The organism is Rhodococcus sp. p52, from assembly GCF_000763325.2.
GTDB classification, from domain to species: domain Bacteria; phylum Actinomycetota; class Actinomycetes; order Mycobacteriales; family Mycobacteriaceae; genus Rhodococcus; species Rhodococcus pyridinivorans.
Map to the genome: position 1 here is coordinate 2790381 of NZ_CP016819.1, position 21658 is coordinate 2812038.

The window sequence follows — 21658 nt, forward strand, 5'->3', positions numbered from 1 at the left end:
GAGATCATGGGCAGCTCTCCAGCCCCTGAGCGAATAGCCGAATATCCCAGACCTTCGCACACCCTCCTTCATCTCACCGATACACATCTCGTCGGTGGAGACGAACTCCTCTACGGCACCGTCGACGCCGACACCCGCCTCGGACTGATTCTCGAGGACATCCGTGCGTCGCAGGTCCGTCCCGATGCCCTGGTGTTCACCGGCGACCTCGCCGACCGCGGCCAGCCCGACGCCTACCGCAAGCTCCGCGGTCTCGTCGAACCGCTGGCAGCAGCGCTCGGAGCCGACATCGTCTGGGCCATGGGTAATCACGACGACCGCGCGACCTTCCGTGAGGAGCTCCTCGACGAAGATCCCGTGGGTGCACCCATCGACGGAGTCCACATGGTCGGCGGACTGAGGATCATCACGCTCGACACCTCGGTTCCGGGCCATCACCACGGCGAGGTCTCCGCCGAGCAGCTCGCCTGGCTGGCCGACGAACTCTCGGCATCCGCCCCGTTCGGTACCGTTCTCGCACTGCATCATCCGCCGGTCCCGAGCGTGTTCGACATGGCCGTCCTCGTCGAACTGCGCGACCAAGCGGGCCTCGCCGAAGTGCTGCGTGGCACCGATGTGCGCGCCATCCTCGGTGGTCACCTGCACTACTCGACCTCGGCCACGTTCGCCGGCATCCCGGTCTCGGTCGCCTCGTCGACCTGCTACACCCAGGACCTGAACGTCCCGGTCGGCTCGCAGCGCGGACACGACGGAGCGCAGGGCTTCAACCTCGTGCACGTCTATCCCGACACCATCGTGCACTCCGTGGTGCCCAGCGGAAGCTACGCCACCGCCGGGCAACCCCACACGGCCGAGGACGCGGCGCGGCGCCTGGCCGAAGCCGGCATCCGCATCCCCGAGAACCCCGATCTCACCGTTCGCGTCTAGCCGATGTCCGGTCGGCCCGGGTAGTCGGTCTCCCAGGGCGCCGGAATCGGGTAGTACCGCTCCAGGAACTGCGTGACCTTCGCGGTGCGCAGCTCCAGGTCGACCTCGGGCGCGCTGCCGTCGTTGAGGCAGAACAGGTCGAGATTGCGGCGCGCCAGGATCGTGTCCAGATGTCGCAGGCCGGACTTCACGGTGGTGTCGACGTACTCCACCTTCGCCGTGGTCTGCTGCACCGCGCGGCCGGTCAGCAGTGTGTAGTAGTGGTAGAAGGAGTTCGTCACCGAGATGTTGTCGGCCGCCCGGAACGGGCTCGCCGCCGTCGCAGCGAACTCGTCCGCGAACTCGCGCTCCATCTCCGCCATGATCGACCTGCGCAACGGGACAGGTGTGTGCTCGAGGTGCCGAGTGATGGTGACCCCGAAGCGGTCCTGCAGAAGCTTACGGTTCATGCGCGCGGAGTTCTCGAATCCGCTGCGCGACGCGTTGTTTCGGCCGAGACCGATCCGCACGTCGCACTCGATGAACTTGCCGACGCCCCCGCCGGAGAAGAACAGGCTCGGGCTCACCCGGCGACCGAAGAACATGTCGTCGTTCGAGTACAGGAAGTGCTCGGACAATCCCGGGATGTGGTGCAGTTGCGACTCGACCGCCATCGAGTTGTAGGTGGGCAGCGCCGACGGGTCGGCGAAGAACTCCTCGCTCCGCACGAACGTCACACGCGGATCGTCGGCGAGCCACGCCGGTCGCGGCGAGTCGGTGGCGACGAAGATCCGCCGCACCCACGGCGCGTACATGTGGACCGAACGCAGGGCGTACTTGAGTTCGTTGATCTGCCGGTAGCGCGCCGGCGAGTCGTCACCCTCACCGACGACATAGTTCTGCATCAGCTTCGCGCGCTTGGCCTGGAACGACTTCGACGACCCGTCCACCCACGAGAACACGAGGTCGATCTCGAACGGGATGTCGCCGGGGTGGCGGTCGAACATGCCCTCGATCGTGGGCCACAGCTGTCCGTACCGCTCGACCGTCGTCCGGCGCATCTCGTCGCGCAGGGCGATCGTGCGGGTGAGGGCGTTCGGGCGAGGCATGATCACCTCGTCGTCGGTGTAGGTCCACAGTTCGATGTCGACTCCGTTCGACGCGCCGTACCGCATCCCGCTGGTCAGTTCGACGCGCGGGCGGAACAGCCGGAACACGCGGTCCTTCCTGTCGCGTGAGAGCCGTCCGTCCGACACCGGAACCGGGCGTCGCTTGGAGCCGACAGCCTTCGAGTAGAACGGCTCGTCGGCGCATCCCTCGGCGAGCGCGGCACGCAATCTCTTCCGATCGGCACGGTCGATCGCCAGGATCGGGCGGTCGCTGTCGTCGCGGACGAGCAGGTAGTCGATGTGCGCCCGGTCGAGGACGCGGCGCAGGAGCAGTACGTCCTCGATCTGCGCTTCGTCGGGCGTCGTGGTGGTGATGGGGATCGCGTAGCGATCCTCGAACCACACGACGTCCTCGTGGCGCGCGGGTCCGCGGACCGGGGCACGGCCGAGCGGCGGGGCGTCTCCGACCTGCTGGGAAAGGGAGACGTAGGGAGCGTTGTAGGGGGCCGGCGTGTGCGTCGGAATCTCCTTTCACGGGTCGGGGCAGGAAAGGCTCATTTTAACGCCGATCTGAGCTAAGTTCCCGGGTCGGTGATGTGACGATCCGATGAATGCCGACGCCGACGGTCTCGACGGGGTCGAGATCCCGAGGTGTAACCTGTGCGCAGGACTCGACACGGGGTGCCGGACACGGCTGAGAGAACACCCGTCGAACCTGATCTCGATTATGCGAGCGAAGGGATGCCGAGCCGGCGACAGGCCTGAGGTCTGTCGCCCTCACGCACCCTTCCCGACACAGGGAAGGCACAGAAGATGTCATTGCAGAACCAGGTCGTCCTCGTCACCGGTGCCGGTCGCGGCCTCGGCCACAGCATCGCGCAGGCGTTCGCCGACGAAGGAGCCGCCGTCGTTCTCGATTACCGGCGCAGCGGCGAGAGCGCGCACGAACTGGCCGACAAGATCGGACCCGAGCGGGCCGTCGCTCTGAAAGCCGATGTCACCGACCGCGCCGACGTCGAGTCGCTGTTCGCGCGGGCCCGCGAGCACTTCGGGCGACCCGTCACCACGGTCGTCAACAACGCCCTGCCCGACTTCTCGTTCAACGGCGACGCCCGCGCCAAGGCGGACGAGATCGGATACGCCGAATTCGGTGCCCAGTTCGACGGGGTCGTCGGTGGTGCCGTCAACGTCATCCAGGCCGCGCTGCCGGGCATGCGGGAAGCCGGCGGCGGCAGCGTCGTCAACATCGGCACCAACCTGTTCCAGCACCCCGTCGTCCCGTACCACGACTACACCGCCGCCAAGGCCGCGCTGCTGTCGCTGACCCGCACCTTCGCCGCCGACCTCGGCCCCGACGGGATCCGCGTCAACATGGTCTCCGGTGGTCTGCTGCGCACGACCGACGCATCGTCGGCGACCCCCGAAGCGGTGTTCGACCTCATCGCGTCGTCGACGCCGCTGCGGAAGGTCACCACCCCCGAGGATTTCGCGGCCGCGGTGCTGTTCTTCGCCTCCGACTGGTCGCGGGCCGTCACCGGGCAGAACCTGGTGGTCGACGGGGGACTGGTGATGAACTGATGACCGGACCACGCACCCTCCACCTCAACGCCTTCCTCTACGGCGTCGGGCACCACTCGGCGGCATGGCGCCATCCCGACTCCGCCGCCGAACGCATCGGCGACATCACGTATTTCGAGGAACTCGCCCGCACCGCCGAACGAGGACGCCTCGACGCCGTGTTCTTCGCGGACGGTCACAGCGTCAACCCGAAGTACACGGCGGGCACCACCTGGTTCCTCGAACCCCTCACCGCGCTGGCGGCCATGGCGCGCGCGACCGAGCACATCGGTCTGGTCACCACCGTTTCTGCAAGCTTCTTCACGCCGTTCCACGCGGCACGGATGCTGGCCTCGCTCGACCACATCAGTGGTGGCCGCGTAGGAGCCAACATCGTCACCTCGATGTTCGACGAGGAAGCGCGCAACCACGGATTCGACGCGCTCCCGCCGCACACGGAGCGATATGCCCGGGCGGAAGAGTTCATCGAAGTGCTGTGCGCACTGTGGGATTCGTGGGACGACGGCGGTGTCCTCGTCGACCGGGTCGGCGGCAGGTTCCTGGACTCCTCCGCGATCCATCCGATCCATCACCGGGGCAAGCACTTCCGCGTCGACGGTCCCCTGACCGTGCCGCGGTGCCCGCAAGGCCGACCCGTGCTGTTCCAGGCGGGGGCGTCGGAGACCGGGCGCAACCTGGCGGCCCGCCACGCCGAGGCCGTCTACTCCGTCGCGTGGGACATGACCGCGGCGATCGAGTACGCCACCGACCTGCGCGCGCGGATCGCCGCGGCCGGCAGGGATCCCGGTACGGTCGCCATCCTGCCCGGGCTCGTCACCTACGTCGGTCGCAGCGAGGAGGAGGCGTGGGCGAAGAAGGCGGAACTCGATGCGCTCCTCGACGTAGATGCTGCCATCACCCAGCTCGGCGTGTTCACGGGTCAGGACTACACCGGCCACGACCTCGACGCTCCCGTCGCCGACCTGCCACCCATTGAGGAGTTCACCGGGCCGCAGGGGCGCTACGCGACGGTGCAGCGCATCATCGAGACCCGCCGTCCCACCCTGCGCGAACTGCTCGGCTACCTCGCCGCGGGTGGTGGTCACGCGACGATGATCGGCACCCCCGAATCCGTCGCCGACAGCATCGAGGAATGGTTCAGCGCGGGTGCCTGCGACGGCTTCAATCTGATGTGCCCCGCCTATCCGGATTCCCTCGACGACTTCGTCGACCTCGTCGTCCCGGAACTGCAGCGTCGCGGCCTGTTCCGGACCGAATATCCCGGCTCGACCCTGCGCGACTCGCTCGGTCTGAAGACGGTATAGCGGAGCGCGAAGCGGTCATCGGAGCGGGTTGTAGCGCGCGCCGATGACCGTTTCGCGCTCCAGAGTAGCCCGACGTGCCTGCTGCCGACGACGTGCGCGCTCGAACCGATCGACGACGACGTGGAATCGCGACAGCTCCGCCCAGTTCCAGCGGATCACCTCCAGCCCGAGATCCCGTAGCGCATCCTCGCGCTCCTTCTCAGCGAGCAGATCGTGGCGCTCGGTGTACTTTCCGGCACCGTCGAACTCGCCGACGATGCCGAGTTCGCGCCACAAGAAGTCCACGCGGTACCGGCGTCCGTCACGAACGACGATCTCGTGCTGCAGGTCGGGCATCGGTAGCCCCGCCTCGATCATGTGCAGCCGCGACAGCGACTCCCCGACACTCTCGCTCCGGCCGTCGACGAGGCGCGCCACCGACTCCGCCGCGACGATCCCGGTCCTACCTCGACATGCAGCAAGGATCCGGGGCAGGTCGAGATGCGCCGTCGGTTCCGCGCGCAACGCGGCGTCGCCGATGACGAGAGCACGCGGACGCGTCAGTGTGCGCGCGACGTCGACGACGGTACGAGCGAGCGACGTGACGCGGAGACCGTCCACGTCGACGACGTCGCCGTCCAGGTCGGAGGTGTGGATGTGCAGGTCGTCGCTCACCCGGCAGCTGCGCGTCGGTGGGCGCGTGACGTGGATCCGTCCCAGCGGCGCGTCCCACACGTCGAGGCCGTGGACGACCGCGGCCGTCACATGACTGAGCGCCTCGTCGGCGTCGAAGCGGGAGCCGACGAGGCGTGCCCGGGCGAGATGAACTCCCACGGGGCCGAGGGCGTCGACGTCCTCTCGTGTCATGTACGTGCCGCGAGCGATCCTGACGAGCCCGCCGTGCCGGAGCCGTGTGCGCACCGCACGATCCGATATGCCGGCCTCGGCGAGCATTGCCCTCGTCCACACCTGTCGGGTCATGGACCCGATCTTCGGGCACGGCCGGACCCGATCCGGGGCCGTCGCACCCCGATCGCCTCGGTCTGTGGAGAACACGAATGCCTGTGGACAACCACGTGACGCGGCCGTGCTCGCCCACCGGACGCCGGTACGATCAGCCTCCCGGCGTCGGCACGGGAGTGCTTTCCTCCGCTCCGGGAGCGCGTGCCGGATCGCTCGGCGCCTGATAATCGGAGCCGTAGAAGATCGGCAGGATGCCCTTGACGAGGGTCAGCGCCGAACCTTCACCCGAGGGCACCGTCGACAGATTCGTGGCGATGACGATCGTCAGGTCGGTGTCGGGGTCGTGTCCCATGAAGGTCATGAAGCCGGGAAGCTGACCGTCGTGCCCGAGCAGGGGACCGAACTGCGCCATGCCGAGTCCGTATCCGGCGGTTCCCCCGCCCACCGACTGCACGCTGTCGAGCCGGGTATTCTGCATCTGCTCATCGAGCAGACCGCCGCCGACCAGTGCCTTCACATAAGTGGTCATGTCGTCGACGGTGGAGATCGCGGCGCCCGCGGTCCACGCCCAGGAGGGATTGTCGTCGGTCACGTCATTCGGCTTCAGTGTTCCGGCGACCGCTGCGGCCTGCTGGTCGTCCGGCAATTCGAAGGTATCGATGGTGGAGACGTTGGTGCCGAACATGTAGCCCCGCGGATGCGGATCCGGGATCGAGGAATCCTCGATCGCCGGGAACGAGGTGTTCGCCAATCCGAGCGGAGCGAAGATCCGCTCGTCGAACGCCTCGGCGACCGGCATGCCGGTCAGTTCCTCCACGACGAGTCCGAGGAGCACCGTATTGGTGTTGCTGTATTCGAACTGTTCGCCGGGCGAGAAGTTCACCGGCTGGGCGAACGCGATCTGCAGCAGTTCCTCCTGCGTCCACACCTTCTCGGGTTCGCGGTCGAGTGTCGCGTTGAACTCCGGGTCGAAGGTGTAGCTGTACAGGCCGCTCCGCATCTCGGCGAGCTGCGCGAGGGTGATGGTGTCGCCGTTCGGGACACCGTCGATGTACTTAGATATCGGGTCGTCGAGCGACAGGCGACCTTCCTGCACCAGCTGCAGGATGGCGGTGACCGTCATCGTCTTCGTGTTGCTCCCGATCCGGAAATGATCGTCGGCGGAGATCGGATCGTCGGTGTCGAGGGTGGACGTGCCGAACGTGCCGGTCCAGTCACCGCGGTCGGGGGAGCTGATCTGTATCACCGCGCCGGGAATGGCGTTGTCGCGCATCAACCGGTCGACGGTCGATTCCACCTCCGCCACATACTCGGACCCGGCCTCCTCGGAGGAGGCAGGGGGCGTCGCGGATTCGGGCTCGGTGGTGTCGGAACTGCACGCCGAGACGGCCAGTACGACCACCGCCACGAGTGAGGTTGCGAGTGTCTTCATCGATCGTCTGCTTTCGGGATCGGTGGTCCCCGAAAGAGCAGGGGACTCTGTGGTGGTGTCACGAATCCGGACATGTCCCGCTGTCGAGGTGAATTTTTCACCCCCTCCGAACGATTCCGATCGCAGTGTCCCTCATGTCATCCTTGGAACAGGGCCGAATCCGTGTACGGAGGTCAGATCATGAAGGCACTGGTGTTCCACGGGCCGGGGAAGCGATCCTGGGAGGACGTTCCCGACGCAACCATCCAGGACAGTACCGACGCGGTGGTGCGGGTCGACGCGGTCACCATCTGCGGCACCGACCTGCACATCCTCGGGGGGGATGTGCCCGAGGTGACCGACGGCCGGATCCTCGGCCACGAGGCCGTCGGCACCGTGGTCGAGGTGGGGGACGGAGTGCAGACACTCGCTCCCGGCGACCGAGTGCTCGTCTCGTGTATCACCGCGTGCGGTACGTGCCGCTTCTGTCGCGAGAGCCGGTACGGGCAGTGCCTCGGCGGCGGCGGCTGGATCCTCGGGCACCTGATCGACGGCACCCAGGCCGAATTGGTCCGAGTTCCGTACGCCGACAATTCGACCCACCGCATTCCCGACGGCGTGAGCGACGAGCAGATGCTCATGCTCGCCGACATTCTGCCCACCTCCTACGAGGTCGGCGTACTCAACGGCCGTCTCCGGCCGGCGGACGTCGTCGTCGTCATCGGAGCCGGACCCATCGGGCTCGCTGCGATCCTCGCCGCACGACTGTTCAGTCCGAGCCGCATCGTCGCCGTCGACCTCGCCGACAGCCGGCTCGACGCGGCGAAGGCATTCGGGGCGAACATCGTGGTCAACAGCGGTCGCGACGACGTCGCGACGGTCGTCCGCGATCTCACGGGAGGCCTCGGCGCCGATGTCACCGTGGAGGCCGTCGGCTATCCCGAAACGTTCGAACAGGCGGTCGCGCTCGTCAGGCCGTGCGGACACGTCGCGAACATCGGCGTGCACGGCAAACCTGCGACCCTGCACCTCGAGGACATCTGGATCAAGAACCTGACGATCACCACCGGCCTGGTCGACACCTACTCGACGCCCACACTGATCGGTCTCGTGAGCAGTGGTCAGCTCGACACGTCGCCGATGATCACGCACCGGTTCGCGCTCGACGAGTTCGAACAGGCCTACGACGTGTTCTCTCGCGCCGGCGAAACCGGTGCGTTGAAGGTGCTCCTCACCGCCGGTTCGTGACCGGCTCTGCCTTCACTCCTGCTGGTTGACCACATCGAGAAGCTGCTGGATCTGCTCCGACTCGACCCCTGGAGCGAATCCGGCGAGGCGACCGAGCGGCATCGACGCTGCCATCTTCAGAACACTCTCGTCGACCCCGACCTCGCCGCCGAGCGAACCGAACGCCTGCAGGACGATCTCGGCGGCCGCGGGGTTCTGGAACAGTTCTCCGAGAGACGATTCCATCGTCAGCGGAATTCGCACCGCGTCGCCCGTCATGTCGACGGTGAGCGTCTGCCGGATGTCGCGGCTCGACGCACCGATGTCGATGCTGTACGTGCCACCTTCGACCACCCAGGAATCGACGCGGGTGTCCCAGTAGGCGAGGTCGTCGCGTCGGATACTCACGGCCACACGTTGCGATTCGCCGGAATCCAGACGGACCTTGGTGAAGCCCTTCAACTCTCGCGGCGCCCGAGCAACGGACGAACCGGGTGCACCGGCGTACACCTGCACGACCTCGGCGCCCGCACGCCCACCCGTGTTGGTGACGGTGACCTGCACCGTGAGATCGCCGTCGGATTCCACAGCGGCATCGGAGTATTCGAACGTCGTGTACGACAAGCCGTGACCGAAGGGGAAGGACACGTCGAGGCGACGCGCGTCGTACGAGCGGTATCCGACGAACAATCCTTCTCCGTACCGCACATGGCCGTGTTCGCCCGGGAAGTTCGTGTGCGCCGGGGTGTCCTCGAGCCGGATCGGGACGGTCTCCGCGAGGCGGCCGCTCGGATTCACGTGCCCGTAGAGCACGTCGGCGACGGCGCCGCCACCGGCCTGCCCGAGCAGCCACCCTTCCACGATCGCCGGAACACGGTCGGCGAAGCCGCTGAGCCGCACGACACCGCCGTTCGACAACACGACGACGACGTTCGGGTTCGCCGTCAGCACAGCATCGAGCAGCGCGGTTTGACGCTGCGGGAGTTCGAGGTCGTCGCGGTCGAAACCTTCGGATTCGAGTTCGGCGGGTACACCGAGGAACACGACCGCGATATCGGCGTCTGCGGCACGCTTCACTGCCTCATCGACGAGTTCGGCCGAGTCCGATCCGTCGAGCGCGTAACCGGCGGCGAAGGGAACGTCCCGGCCGGACAGCGACCGGATCTCGTCGAGCGCGTTGTCGAGGCGCGTCGGTTCGATCCGGGACGATCCAGCGCCCTGGTAGCGCGGCGTGCGGGCCAGTTCGCCGATCACCGCAATGTTCGCGTCGGTGGCGAGGGGGAGCAGGTCGTTCTCGTTGCGGAGCAGCACGATGCTCTGCCCGGCCACCTCGCGTGCGAGGGCGTGATGGGCATCGGCGTCGAAGGTCGCGCGGGGATCGGACGCAGCGACGGCCTTCTGCACCAGTTCGATCCCCCGCGCGGCTGCCGTGTCGAGGACCGATTCGTCGACCGTGCCCGCCCGTACCGCTGCGACGATCTCGGCGTCCGTACGACCTCCTGTGGACGGCATCTCGAGATCCAGACCTGCCGCGAGGGACGCGACGCGGTCGTCGACAGCACCCCAATCGCTCACGACCAGACCCTCGAAACCCCACTCGCCGCGCAGGACGTCGGTGAGCAGCCACGGGTTACGGGACGAGTACACCCCGTTGATCCGGTTGTACGAGCACATCACCGTCCACGGCTGCGCGTCGCGCACGACCCGCTCGAAGGCACGCAGGTAGATCTCCCGCAGTGGCCGCGGGTCGACGTCGGCGGAGACCCGCATCCGGTCGGTCTCCTGGTTGTTCGCTGCGAAGTGCTTGAGTGACGCACCGACACCCTGCGACTGCATGCCGTGCACGAGCGCAGCGCCCAGAACACCCGAGAGCAGCGGATCTTCCGACAGGTACTCGAAGTTCCGGCCGCACAATGGGGAGCGCTTGATGTTGATACCGGGCCCGAGCAGGACACCGACCTGCAGTGCGCGGGCCTCCGCGCCCAACGCCGCGCCGACGCGCTCGAGCAACTCCGGGTCGAAGGAACACCCCAGCGCGACGGCAGGCGGGAAGCAGGTCGCGGGCACGGACGAGTGCAGACCGAGATGGTCGCCCTCGGCGGTCTGCTTCCGCACACCGTGCGGCCCGTCGGTGAGCATGATCGAGGGGATGTTCTCGCGCGCAACCGGTTCGGTGTGCCAGAAGTCGAGGCCGCTGGTGAGCGACGCCCTCTCCTCGACGGTCAGTCGCGCCACGATCTCGAGGGGTGAGCGGAGGGCCGGTTCGGTCATGAGACTCCTTCTCGAAGCGCGGTCGGATCCATCCTGGTCGAGTCTCGATCATGTCCGATCGCGCCGGTGAAGGCGCGGGCAAGTTCCTCCATCACGTGCGGCCACGGAATCCGCTCCTGCTCGAGGCGGAGTCGTTCCACGCGCAACCGCGTGAAGACCTCATTTTCCGCGGGCGTCAGTCGCATCGGCACGTGCGAGCTGGGGGACGGTTCCTCTACCGCGAGAGCACTCCACGCTTCCAGGGTGTGGAGGTCCATGAGGAAACTGCGCACGTCAGGCAGGTAAGCGCGGAAGCGGTCGAGAATCACGAAGCCGTGCGTGTCGAGATCACCCCAGTAAACGACATCCGAGTCGGCGAGCCAGGATAGTGCGGCCAGTTCGTGCACTGCGTAACCACTGCCGTGTACGGCCACGGTGCCCGGCAGATCAGGCAGCGCATGGAGGCCCTCTTTGTTCTCGAGGACCAGTATGCGCTCCGGGTGGAGCGGCAACTCGGCGAGCTCGTCCAGCGGCGCTGCACAATGTCGCGGTGCCGTGGGTAGCAAGGTGCGGTCACAAACCGCAATTTCGCACAATCGAGGCACCGAACGCACACCGAGGTCACGATTCCCCACAGCGCCTTCGAGAAGTACCTCGACCAGTCCGCGATGCCGCGAAATCCACTTGGTATCCACACCGGGCACCGGAAGCTGCCGAATGAAAACGCCCGAAGCCGGATGGTCGGCCAGCCACCGGACCACGCCGACAAGGCGCACGAAGTCGGCTTCGCCGAGTTCGAGCCACCGTGAAAGCGTCGAGCCGATCGCGTCGGCAAGCGCGGGGGTACCGGGTGCCAGAATCTCCACCAACTGCACCCGCCGGGCGGTGAGCCTGTGCCATTCGGACATCCGGCCTGCCGCGGCGGCAATCTCACCGGGACCTGCAAACACGACCCGCACCGGCACATCCTGCGTGCCGAAGCTCGGCCAGCGCCGCGTCTCCCAGTGCACGCGACCGATTCCGCGGTGCATCTGCCAGGCGCGCACCCATGCGACCACGGCGTCGGGATCCTCCGCGACCTGCCGTTCCGAGGGTGGGTGCAACGCAATCGACAGTGAATCGGATTCGGCTGCAATTGGATCGGCCACCCACTTGCTGCGACGATTCCGGTAGGCCGTCTCTGCCCTGGTACTTACGGCTGACGGCGGCACGCACACTGTACTCACTCGCGGGGCTCCTCCGCGCTGCGGATCGGCAACAAGGCCAGCTGCGAGTACTTTTTGTCCCTGATGCTCACCGCGGCCACCCCATCAATGTAATCGTCGAGGGTTTGCAGCAACTTCAGCGGCGTCGCGAGCACCATATGGAAACCGAATCGGGTGAACACGTCGAGTGCTCGCCGCGTGTACGCAGGATCTGCACGGTCGAATGCCTCGTCGAGGATCACCGTGCCGTAGCGCGGCAACTCTTCCCCCGATGCCGCCAGCTGATAGCGCAGGGCGGCGGCGAGACAGAAGAACACCAGTTTCTGGGCCTGCCCACCCGACAGGCCGGAGCTGGAGTCGTGGAAATTGACGTCCACGCCCTCCCCGTCGACCTCGACTCCGATGAAGCCGACGTGCAGGCGGGTGTCCAGTACCAACTGCCGCCAGCGCCGGTCGGCGGGGTCGCCCGAGTCGAGGCGTTCGAGGATCCGCTCCATCTGTTCGAACCGTTGCTCGGCGGCGACCCGGTCCTCTTCCTTGAACGAGCCGCTGACAATGCGCTGCAGTTCCGCGAGGAAATCGGCCGCGGCAGGCGAACGCCGATCCTTCACATCGATCCGCAGAGTCCGGTCGGTGTCGAACGGAGAACGCCGGAGCGATTCGTTCACCGGCTCGATACGGGAACGGATCTCGCCCGGTGCCCTGCGGATCGCGCGGGCCAGCTCTCCGATGTTGCGGCTCGATTGGTCGTTGAGTAGCCGGAAGAACTCGTTCTCGTATGCGGGTAATCCGTCGTTGCGCAGGCGAGTGAGCACCGCGAGAGCATCGTCTACGTACTCTGCGTCGGAGCGCATCTCGGCGCGTCGTGACTCCCATTCGGCGAGATAGGCGGTGAGGATCGCGGTGATGCGCCGCTCGGCGTCCGTGGTTCTCGTGAGCGCCGCACGGTGCTCGTCGGTGATGGTTCGTCCGACGGTATGCAGCAACCGGTCGATGTTCTCGCTCGTCGGTCGACGTGCGGCAGCATCGAAGCGTGCGCGGATGCGCTTGTCGATCCCGTCGGGGACCGCCGAATCGGCGTGTGCTTCCACTTCTGCAAGCCGCTGCCGAGTGTGCTCCACATCGCCACGGTGGCGTTCGAGACCGGATCCGGCTGCGGTATACGCTGCGCGGGCCTCCTTCTCCTCGGTTTCCGCACGGGCAAGATCGAGCGTGAGCGAGGCGTACTCGGCATTGCCCTGCAACCATCCCTCGAGTCGATGCTCGATCGCGCCAACCGCTGCCTCGGCCGCTTCGACGTCGATGTCGGCCCAGGTCGTGTCGAGGATGATCTCCGCCGCGTGTCGACGCTGCTGTACCGTGCACTCTGCGTGCTCGAGCAACTCCTGCCGACGTTGCAGGCGGGCGATCTCGGATTCGACCTCGCCGATGCGGCGACGCAGATCGGAGAGCTTGGTTTCGTTGTCGAACCCGAGCACCCATCGGCTGCGGTCGTCGACGCGGTACCTGTCGTCCTTCTCGTGCCGCTCGCCGCCGTGCTTGACCTGACCGGCCCGGGTCACGCCGCGCGGCACACCTCGCAGGTCGTCGACGGTCGCCACGCACGCATAGTCGAAACGCTCGGCGAGGTGGTGCTGCAGCCACGCTGCGAGCGGTCCCGGCCGCACGTCCAGTTTTCGAACCAGCGATTCGTCACCGCTCGCCGGGGTGGCAGGCCGGCCGGAACGAGTACGCACCCGGCGGTACACCAACCGGGTGCCGAGATGCTGCGCGTCGACCACTGCTGCAACGCGTGAATAATATTCGTCGGGTACGAGCATCGTGCGAGCAAGCCCGCCGAGTACGCGCTCGATGGGGCCGGTCCACTCGGCATGCTCGGAGCGCACTTCGAGGAGTTCGCCCGCGAAGTGCAACATGTCTTCGCTGAGACCAGCTGCGGTGCAGACCAGTTCGCGTATCCGCAGTAGAGCGGGATCGAGATTGGAGCGTCGCCGGGCGAGCAGCTCTCGGTCGGCGATGAGTTGTCGGTGTTCGGAACGCAGTGTGCCGAGTGCTCGCACCACCTCGTACACATCGTTTCTGCGTGTACCGACTGTCGCGTCGAGCTCACGCAACTCCGTTTCGAGCTGGGCTCGCAGATGCGCGAACTCCTCAGCGGTGGTCGGTGCCTCTGCTTCCCACGATCCGACGGCGGTGTCGAACCTGCTCCGTGACTGTACGGTCCGAGTCAGGTCGGCTTCCGCCGCGTCGCGTTGCAGCCTGAGAGTGGACAAACGTCCACCGTCGGTGGTTTCGAGCCGCACCCGCAGATCGAGGGTGCGCTCGGCCGCGCGCTCGGCTTCGACCGAGGTCTTGTCGACGGCAGTCTGCAACAGTCCGATCTGTGCGTAGGCCTCGTCGAGCTTCTCTCGCAGTAGATCCACCGTCATCCGGGCATGCACGGCGTCGAGGTGGTCGTTCTCTTCCTGTAGTTCGCGTTGTTGCTGGAGGCCTCGGCGGCGAACCTCCGCGAGACCGACAAGGGGATCGAGTGCCTCGACTTGCCGACGCGCGTCGACGACGACACGGTGCGCCTCGCGCAGGTCGCGGAACTGGGACGTCGCGCGATCGGCCATCGCGAAGGTGTCGGGTTCGTCGAGCATGTAGTCGCGCAGCAACTGATCGAGACTGTTCAGACTCTTGGCCGACAGTGTTCGGTGCAACAACCGTTGGGCCGCCTCCGACGAAATGCCCAGCTTCGCGCGGAAGGCGCGAGCGAACGGCGTGTAACTGGGATTGACAGTAGCCCCGGGCCAACGCTTTCGGATGCCCCGGGTGTCGATACCGCGGCCGGCGAACGGCTCGAGATCGATCAGGTCGAAATCAAAATCGAAGATCAGATGCAGGTGAGAGACATCGTTGTTCGCGTTGGCTCCACGCCGCAGGTGCATGAGCTTGACGAGCGTCACGGGCGCGGCACCGTCGCCGGTGCGGTAGGTGAGCGCGACGGCACTCCAGGTGGCGCCCGTACGTAGATAGGAAGCGGTCAGGGAGTCGGTATCGACGTCGGCTTCGCGCCGCCACGCACCGCGGATGTAACTGACGAAGTTGCGCCCGGAACCGGCCGCGGATTCCTGCGCGGCCGCGTTGAATCGGACACTGCCGCCCGGCATGAGCACTGTGGAGATCGCATCGATGAGAGTGGATTTTCCGGATCCCGACGCGCCGGTGATCAGGAAACCCTTGCGCGCAATCGGAATGTCGTGGTGACCGTGTAAGGTTCCCCAATTCACCACCTGCACGCGGGCAAGCCGGAACTGGGACGGGTGGGGAGGGGTGGCCGTCACGGCTGACTCTCCGCGACGATGTGCCGGAACTCCGCTTCCACAGCAGCAACCTGATCGGCATCGAACAACTGCCGCAACACCGGAGAGACTTCCATCCGACCCTCCGTCGACGTCGACGCGAGAAGGCTGTACTTCTTCAACTTCTCCCACGAAGCGTTGACCCTGCGCCGGAAACCGGCCGGGTCGGTACTCGTGGCCGCACGGTACATCTCGAGCTGCCCGGCCATTTCGTCGAAATCGACGATGACCCGATCACCGGGTTGTGCGCGGAGGAGCAGCTGCCGCAGCGACAACAGCATCACGGTGTCCATGAATGTCAATCGCTCGGTGCGCAACACTGCGGGGGCCTTGTGATCGCCGGTTTCGGCGGGACGGGTGAATGCGAGCTGTTCGTCCTCGTCGACGACGAGATCGAGAAACACATCGGCCAACCGAGAACGCAGCACGCGCTCGTCGCGGATCACCGTCCGCCACACCTCGGGATGCTTGCCGGCGGTAATGAGCGGACCCTTGAGGAGCTGGACCAATGCGCGCCGGGTGTCGAGTTCGAGTTCGCCGGTGTCGCCGGGATACAGCCCGGTCGTGGTGTCGGTCATAGGCTGTCCTGTTCCAAGGTGGTGAAGGCAGGATCGGTGGGATCGAACAGATGCCGGCGTACCGTGGCCACCCGTTCGACGCCGGATGGGGAGCTCCAGCAAATCTCCTCATCGCCCTCCACGCGGTGTCCGTGCTCGACGGCGAGAACCAGAAGCCCGATGGCGCTTGCCAACCCTTGGGTTGCGGGATGTTCGCGCAGGACCTCGCCGATCGTCGCGCTACCGCGCACGCGCAGTGTGGCCGCTATGCTACCGAGCAGCTCGTCCATGTCGATTTCCGATTCGCGGACGATGCGCCGCAGATCGTCGAGGTCGACCTCACCTGGCGTCTGCGACACCACCGGTTCGGCCACCAGATCGTCTGCGGGATTGTGCAACTGTAATGCCGCGACCGATTCGATACTCATGCCGATCCGCACCAGGTCGAGGTCGAGCGGTTCATAAGGCTTGCGGTGGGGTGCCACCTGCAGAGCGTGCTGTTGCGCCGAGCGCAACAGACGTTGCAATCGGCGATGTTCCTCGTAATGGCGGGACTGCACGAAATGCCGCAGTGAGCGTGACAGCGATGTCATCGTCGCATGCACTTCGCCACCTGCGTCCTCCATCTCGGTGAGCAAGGATCGGAACCGATGACGTTGCTCGGGAGACAGGCTCCGGGCGAACGGACGAGTCAGTACCGCCTCGATCCAGTCGTCGAGCTGTGCAGACCGTTCAGGATCGATGATCATGTCGTAGAACCCGGTGAAGCTGCGTCCTGCATCGGAACTGCCGATGAGGTCGACACCTCGGAAGACCTCGCCCAGAGTGTCGCCGCGGTCGCCTTCGTCGTCGAGGATCCGTGCGCGCAACTCGCGATTGAGCCCTTCGAGTTCGGCCCGTACTCGTGCGAAATCCCCGGGGATCTCGCCGGCAAGCGCGAGGATCTCCGACACGCGTTCCGCGGCCCGTGGGCCATCGAGGACAGGGAAGTCGCCGGATTCCACCGCTGCGATCTGCCGGTCGAGTGCGTCGCGCTCGGTCCGCAGCGTTGCCAGACGGGTTTCGCTCCGTGGGTCCGAATCGCGAGCCAGCGCCTGCAACTGGCTCGACAGGGTTGTCAGTCGTGATTCCGTGATCGAACTGGTGTCGGTCGTCAGTTGCGCAACGAAATTCAGTGCGACGAATGCGGACTCGGTCGGCTCCAGCGTCTCTTCGCGCGAGCCCGTATCGGCACGTCGGAGCAGAAATCCGGCGCGCACCCAATCTGCGCAGTAGGCCTGGGCGGTGCGTGGAAGGTCGAATCCCTGGTCGCGGAGGTCCTGCAGGTCTGCGTCGAGGCGGGCGAACAGTTCGGGGGCGGGAAGTCGCCGGGTTCCCCGATCGAAGTGTCGTCCCAGCATCCCGAGGATTGCGGGGGCGTGGTCGGCGCGCAGCAGCGTCCACGCGGCGTGCTGATCGCGCAGCCGCGTCAGGCGGTACAGGTCGGCAGTCGACACAGCTTCCCTCTCGCTTCGATCGCGCCCATGGTGGCACACGCCTACGACAACCGTCTCCTACGGGATCGGCTCGATGTCGGGGCGGTGACGACAGTGTCGGTAACAAGGGCCACAATGTCCGACCGTGTCGGTTTTCGTCGGGGGATGAAAGCGATCGGAGGATGACGTGATCGAAGTGCACGCACCCGCGGAGGGCGCCATGACGTTGCCCCGCGACCATCGATGGGTGGTGGTCGACGTCGAAACCTCGGGTGTGCGGTCCAACGCCCACAGGGTCCTGAGCGTGGCCGCCCTCGTGTTGCGCGAGGACGGCTCTGTCGAGCAGGAGTTCTCGACCCTCGTCGACCCCGGCTGCGACCCGGGACCGGTGCACATCCACAACCTCACGCGGGAGCGCCTCACCGGGTCGCCGCGCTTCGAGGACATCGCCGGTGAACTGGCCGGGATTCTCGACGGCGCCACGATCGTCGCCCACAACGCGTCGTTCGACTACGGATTCCTCGACGCCGAGTTCCGTCGGGCCGGCACGTCGCTGCCGGCGGAGCACCGTCTGTGCACGCTCGCGTTGTCGCGCCGGCTCGAACTCGACGTCCCCAACTTCCGATTGGCGACCCTTGCGCAGCACTGGCAGGTCCACCAGCTGCAGGAGCACGACGCCTACGACGACGCGCGCGTCCTGTCGGAGATCTTCCTGCGCAGCGCCGCGATGGCCGACAACCTGCAACTGCCGCTGCCCGTCGTCAACTGCCGCAGCCGCAAATCGGTGTATCCCGCATCCGTTCCGCGGGTCGCGTGCCAGTGGAAGAACCCGGGTCGCCTCGGCAACGATGGGCTCGTCCAAGGCATGAAGGTCGTGATCAGCGGCTCCACCGTCACTCCGCGGGTCGCACTCGCGAACCGGCTGACCGACGCCGGACTCGACGTGATGAACAACGCGAGCAGACAGACCAGCGTCGTGGTGTGCAACGACCCGACCGTGCAGACCGCCAAGGTCCGCAAGGCGATGGCCGAAGGCATTCCCGTGATCAGCGAACAGCAGCTCGAGGAGCTGTTGACGCGGGTGAGTCCGGGCGAATCGAAGGTTGCGACCGTCGTCGACATCATCCCGCCACCGGAACCGCAGGTCGCGGTGGTGCCCCCGGTCCGGCCGCCGACCGGGCAGAAGCCCAAGCTGTGGACAGGACGCAAGGTGCTGCTGCTCGGCGGCACGCACCTGCAGGCCGTCATGATGCGCTCGCGTCTCACCCAGCTCGGTGCCCGCCCGGCCCTCAACTTCACGGCCGCCGTCACCGACGTGCTGGTCCTCGAAGGAGGAGAGGCCGACAAGCGGATGACGCGGGTCGCGGCACGTGAGCTGCCCGTCCTGCGACCCGACGACGTCGATGCCGCAGTGGAGAACGGAGTGATGCCCCCGCACACGCGGGTGGAGTCACGGCTCACGGCGCCGGTGCTGTCCCGCGGTGAAGTGATCGACCTGCCGTCCGACAGTCACCGCTGGGCCGTGAACGTCGCCTGGAAGGCCGAAGCTGTCGGCGACGAATTCGATCTCGACATCGTCGCCTTCCTGCTCGGCGCCGACGAGAAGGTCGACACCGACGACGACTTCGTCTTCTACAACAATCCGCTCTACGACGACGGCGTCATCGAACTGACCATCGACGGTTCGAGTGAGCACTGCATCCGCGTCGACCTCGCGGAACTTCCCGCCGAATGCGAACGCATCGCCATCGCAGCGGCCATCGACGGCAACCGCACCTTCGGCGAACTCGGCGCGGTATCGGTCGCGGTCGACAGTGAGACCGGCACCGCCGCGACCTTCGTGCTCGACGCCGGCACCACCGAACGCACCATGGTCCTCGCCGAGATCTACCGCCGCGCCGGCAAATGGCGGCTGCGCGCGGTGGGGCAGGGGTACGACGACGACCTCGCAGCCCTCGCACGCCGTTACGGGGTGGAAGTCGACGACTGATCTCTGCTTCGTCACGCGGGTGGGGATCGACAGAGCACTGCAGAGCGCGAAATGGTCATCGGCGCGTGTTATTGCCCGCTCTGATGACTATTTCGCGCTCCGCTGTCGGGGTCGGTGGCGGCGAGTTGGCGGGCCCAGTCGGATTCGGTGTCGAGGAAGGCTTCGCCGCCGGTAGCGAAGGCGTCGCGGAGTTTCCTCAATGCTTGAATGAATTGTTTGACGCGTTCGTGAGCTGACTCCGGAGTGCCCATGGCTTTACGCTTGTAGCCGGCTGCGAGCTGTTGGGCGGATTCGAAGTCGCCGAATCCGCGAACGTCGGTGAGCTTCGCTGCCGTCGCCTGTGTACCGTCGAACTCTGCGAGCATCACCTCGCAGATCCGCAGGATCTCGTCAATTACATGTGGTTCCAGCCTGGTGAATTCGGGCATTGTAACCTCTCGACTTGGCAGGCGAATCAGCTAAGGATTTGCCGTTCGACTGCGGCTACCAGTTCCTCGAAGTCAGCGCACCATTCCTCTACAAGGGCGTTGCCGGGTCGCTCGGTATGGAGGATTCGCGTGAACATGACGATTCCGAACTCGGTTTCGAGAACGTACTTGCACGTGTCGCTCCGGTTCGTGTCGATTTCGAGCAACGCGCGACGATCGTTGATAGTCAACGTTGTTGCGATGTGCCTGTTGTTGTCGAGTTCTTCCGTGAGGGAGACGTTTCCAGCAAGAATGTTGAGACTATAACCGCGTCGTACACCGGGGACTTTGTTGCGGTCTCGGTACGTGCATCCGAGGAAGGTGTACGTCCCCATTGGCATGTCCGCGATTTCCTTCTTGGCCGCGTCGTACCCGGCCGCGTTCATGAGATCGTCGGGGATGTCGTAGCAGGGGTCGAAGGTGACGGGGGGTCGGCCGGAGTCGTCGGTGATGCGCGGGGTCCGGGTGGCCGACGTGGAAGCCTCGTCGCTCGTGGCCGGCTCCGCCGAACCCGGACTGCACGCCGTCGCCACTACCGCCAGTGCTGCGAGCGCGGCTGTTCCCCACCTGCCCATGCGACCCCCTGATCGATTTGTCGGCAGACGCTAACACAACGGCTCGGCCCAGCACTCCGGAGCGCGAACTAGTCACAAGAGCGCGTTGTAGCGCGCTCCGATGACCGTTTCCCGCTCCGCGCGCCCATAGGTATCTGCAAGGTGGCCTGATTCGCAGGATCGGATTGATTGTGATCGCAATCGCAGATACTGTCTGCACCGTTCCGAATAGCCAACGGGCGAGCGGATGGAAGTCGCATCGGTTGTTCCCCTTGCCCATTCGACCCCGATCGAATGCCAGCCGGACGCCGACACAACCGCTCGAGCGCGCGAAGTGGTCAGAGGCGCGCGTTATTGCGCGCTCTGATGACCGTTTCCCGCTCCGCTGTCGGGGTCGGTGGCGGCGAGTTGGCGGGCCCAGTCGGATTCGGTGTTGAGGAAGGCTTCCCCGCCGGTGGCGAAGGCGTCGCGGAGATGGGTGAGGGCGTCGATGAACTGTTGCATCCGTTCTCTGGCCGACTCGGGTGTGCCTGCAGCTTTGCGTCGATAGCCTGCAGCAAGTTGTTGAGCGGAGTCGAAATCACCGAAGCCGTGGACGTCGGTGAGCCTAAAAGTGTGTTTGTACGACTGGTCGAACTCATCCAGCATGGTTTCGCAGATCCTTAGGATCTCTGCGACGACGCGAGGCTCGAGCCTGCTGAACTCCGGCATGTTCGTCCTGTTCGATGTCAGTTCGCGATGAAGGGTTCAACCGAGGCGACGAGGTTTTCCATGCCTGCACACCAATCGATTTGAGGTGCAGGGCCCGAGTGGTCGGTGTAGAGAACTCGGGTGACGAGTACAACTCCGAAATCTGTCTGCAGGGCGTACTTGCAGCCGTTTCGTGCGTCGGGGTCTACTTCTAGGAGCGCCGGTCTGCCGTTAATGCTTGTCTGGCTGGCAACATGTGCATTCTTTTGGAACTCCTCGTCCAAAGAGACATTGCCAGCCAGGATGTTGAGGCCGTATCCACGGCGCACGCCTGGGATGTGGTCCCTGTTGTCGTATGTGCAGCCGAGGAAGGTGTACGTCCCCATTGGCATGTCCGCGATTTCCTTCTTGGCCGCGTCGTACCCGGCCGCGTTCATGAGATCGTCGGGATGTCGTAGCAGGGGTCGAAGGTGACGGGGGGTCGGCCGGAGTCGTCGGTGATGCGCGGGGTCCGGGTGGCCGACGTGGAAGCCTCGTCGCTCGTGGCCGGCTCCGCCGAACCCGGACTGCACGCCGTCGCCACTACCGCCAGTGCTGCGAGCGCGGCTGTTCCCCACCTGCCCATGCGACCCCCTGATCGATTTGTCGG

The 21658-nt window shown here is 65.9% G+C and carries 18 protein-coding genes and 1 riboswitch; of the genes, 5 read left to right on the forward strand and 13 right to left on the reverse strand.

The features are described 5' to 3' along the window. The first annotated feature begins 6 nt into the window (after positions 1–6). Positions 7–927, forward strand: coding sequence for a phosphodiesterase (locus IM25_RS12945; protein ID WP_033097360.1), 921 nt, complete (start codon positions 7–9; stop codon positions 925–927). Here IM25_RS12945 and IM25_RS12950 read toward each other — a convergent pair. Beyond that, complete coding sequence (locus IM25_RS12950; RefSeq protein WP_033097361.1) at positions 924–2420, reverse strand: stealth family protein; 1497 nt, start codon at positions 2418–2420, stop codon at positions 924–926. The genes IM25_RS12945 and IM25_RS12950 overlap by 4 nt on opposite strands. A gap of 262 nt (positions 2421–2682) precedes the next feature. After that, positions 2683–2774: riboswitch (TPP riboswitch) on the forward strand. 54 nt (positions 2775–2828) lie between these two features. On the opposite strand from IM25_RS12950, the gene IM25_RS12955 reads away from it, so the two are divergent. Both IM25_RS12955 and IM25_RS12960 read left to right on the forward strand, forming a co-directional pair. Continuing rightward, on the forward strand, positions 2829–3593 hold the full coding sequence (locus IM25_RS12955; RefSeq protein WP_033097362.1) for a 3-oxoacyl-ACP reductase: 765 nt from the start codon (positions 2829–2831) through the stop codon (positions 3591–3593). Next, positions 3593–4897, forward strand: coding sequence for an LLM class flavin-dependent oxidoreductase (locus IM25_RS12960; protein WP_033097363.1), 1305 nt, complete (start codon positions 3593–3595; stop codon positions 4895–4897). Before IM25_RS12955 ends, IM25_RS12960 begins: the two co-directional genes overlap by 1 nt. Positions 4898–4912: 15 nt before the next feature. Here IM25_RS12960 and IM25_RS12965 read toward each other — a convergent pair whose 3' ends face one another. Then, the gene (locus tag IM25_RS12965; protein ID WP_065996094.1) at positions 4913–5857 is read right to left on the reverse strand and encodes a type IV toxin-antitoxin system AbiEi family antitoxin domain-containing protein; all 945 of its coding nucleotides are present in this window, start codon (positions 5855–5857) and stop codon (positions 4913–4915) included. A gap of 133 nt (positions 5858–5990) precedes the next feature. Then, positions 5991–7271 carry a serine hydrolase domain-containing protein gene (locus IM25_RS12970; protein WP_033097364.1) on the reverse strand — a complete coding sequence of 427 codons (1281 nt, stop codon included), beginning with the start codon at positions 7269–7271 and terminating at the stop codon, positions 5991–5993. 180 nt (positions 7272–7451) lie between these two features. On the opposite strand from IM25_RS12970, the gene IM25_RS12975 reads away from it, so the two are divergent. Then, positions 7452–8498, forward strand: a complete 1047-nt coding sequence (locus IM25_RS12975; RefSeq protein WP_033097404.1) for a zinc-dependent alcohol dehydrogenase family protein — start codon at positions 7452–7454, stop codon at positions 8496–8498. A 12-nt stretch (positions 8499–8510) separates the two neighbouring features. Here the strand turns inward: IM25_RS12975 and IM25_RS12980 are convergent, their stop codons facing one another. Genes IM25_RS12980 through IM25_RS13000 form a run of 5 tightly spaced genes read right to left on the reverse strand, consistent with a single transcriptional unit; the run spans position 8511 to position 17329 of the window. After that, positions 8511–10748 (reverse strand): glycoside hydrolase family 3 C-terminal domain-containing protein, encoded by a 2238-nt coding sequence (locus tag IM25_RS12980; protein ID WP_065996095.1) that lies wholly within the window; start codon positions 10746–10748, stop codon positions 8511–8513. Next, complete coding sequence (locus IM25_RS12985) at positions 10745–11953, reverse strand: DUF3322 domain-containing protein (RefSeq protein WP_082937549.1); 1209 nt, start codon at positions 11951–11953, stop codon at positions 10745–10747. The genes IM25_RS12980 and IM25_RS12985 overlap by 4 nt, the downstream gene beginning before the upstream one ends. Next, complete coding sequence (locus IM25_RS12990) at positions 11950–15258, reverse strand: ATP-binding protein (RefSeq protein ID WP_065996096.1); 3309 nt, start codon at positions 15256–15258, stop codon at positions 11950–11952. The genes IM25_RS12985 and IM25_RS12990 overlap by 4 nt, the downstream gene beginning before the upstream one ends. After that, positions 15255–15854, reverse strand: coding sequence for a DUF4194 domain-containing protein (locus IM25_RS12995; protein ID WP_033097366.1), 600 nt, complete (start codon positions 15852–15854; stop codon positions 15255–15257). Before IM25_RS12995 ends, IM25_RS12990 begins: the two co-directional genes overlap by 4 nt. Beyond that, the gene (locus IM25_RS13000) at positions 15851–17329 is read right to left on the reverse strand and encodes a DUF3375 domain-containing protein (protein ID WP_033097367.1); all 1479 of its coding nucleotides are present in this window, start codon (positions 17327–17329) and stop codon (positions 15851–15853) included. The genes IM25_RS12995 and IM25_RS13000 overlap by 4 nt, the downstream gene beginning before the upstream one ends. Positions 17330–17528: 199 nt before the next feature. Between IM25_RS13000 and IM25_RS13005 the strand changes: the two genes are divergently transcribed. After that, on the forward strand, positions 17529–19298 hold the full coding sequence (locus IM25_RS13005) for a TerD family protein (protein ID WP_033097407.1): 1770 nt from the start codon (positions 17529–17531) through the stop codon (positions 19296–19298). A gap of 68 nt (positions 19299–19366) precedes the next feature. On the opposite strand, the gene IM25_RS13010 is transcribed toward IM25_RS13005, so the two are convergent. The 5 genes from IM25_RS13010 to IM25_RS27460 form a co-directional block, all read right to left on the reverse strand. Then, a complete protein-coding gene (locus IM25_RS13010) occupies positions 19367–19726 on the reverse strand; it encodes a hypothetical protein (protein ID WP_033097368.1) in 360 nt (119 codons plus the stop codon). A 26-nt stretch (positions 19727–19752) separates the two neighbouring features. After that, the gene (locus IM25_RS13015; protein ID WP_065996097.1) at positions 19753–20340 is read right to left on the reverse strand and encodes a DUF3558 domain-containing protein; all 588 of its coding nucleotides are present in this window, start codon (positions 20338–20340) and stop codon (positions 19753–19755) included. A 330-nt stretch (positions 20341–20670) separates the two neighbouring features. Continuing rightward, entirely contained in the window at positions 20671–21030 is a 360-nt protein-coding gene (locus IM25_RS13020) for a hypothetical protein (RefSeq protein ID WP_065996098.1), read from the reverse strand. 17 nt (positions 21031–21047) lie between these two features. After that, positions 21048–21446 carry a DUF3558 domain-containing protein gene (locus IM25_RS13025; protein ID WP_335739963.1) on the reverse strand — a complete coding sequence of 133 codons (399 nt, stop codon included), beginning with the start codon at positions 21444–21446 and terminating at the stop codon, positions 21048–21050. Beyond that, the gene (locus tag IM25_RS27460) at positions 21443–21634 is read right to left on the reverse strand and encodes a hypothetical protein (protein ID WP_335739964.1); all 192 of its coding nucleotides are present in this window, start codon (positions 21632–21634) and stop codon (positions 21443–21445) included. The genes IM25_RS13025 and IM25_RS27460 overlap by 4 nt, the downstream gene beginning before the upstream one ends. Between the last annotated feature and the right edge of the window lie 24 nt (positions 21635–21658).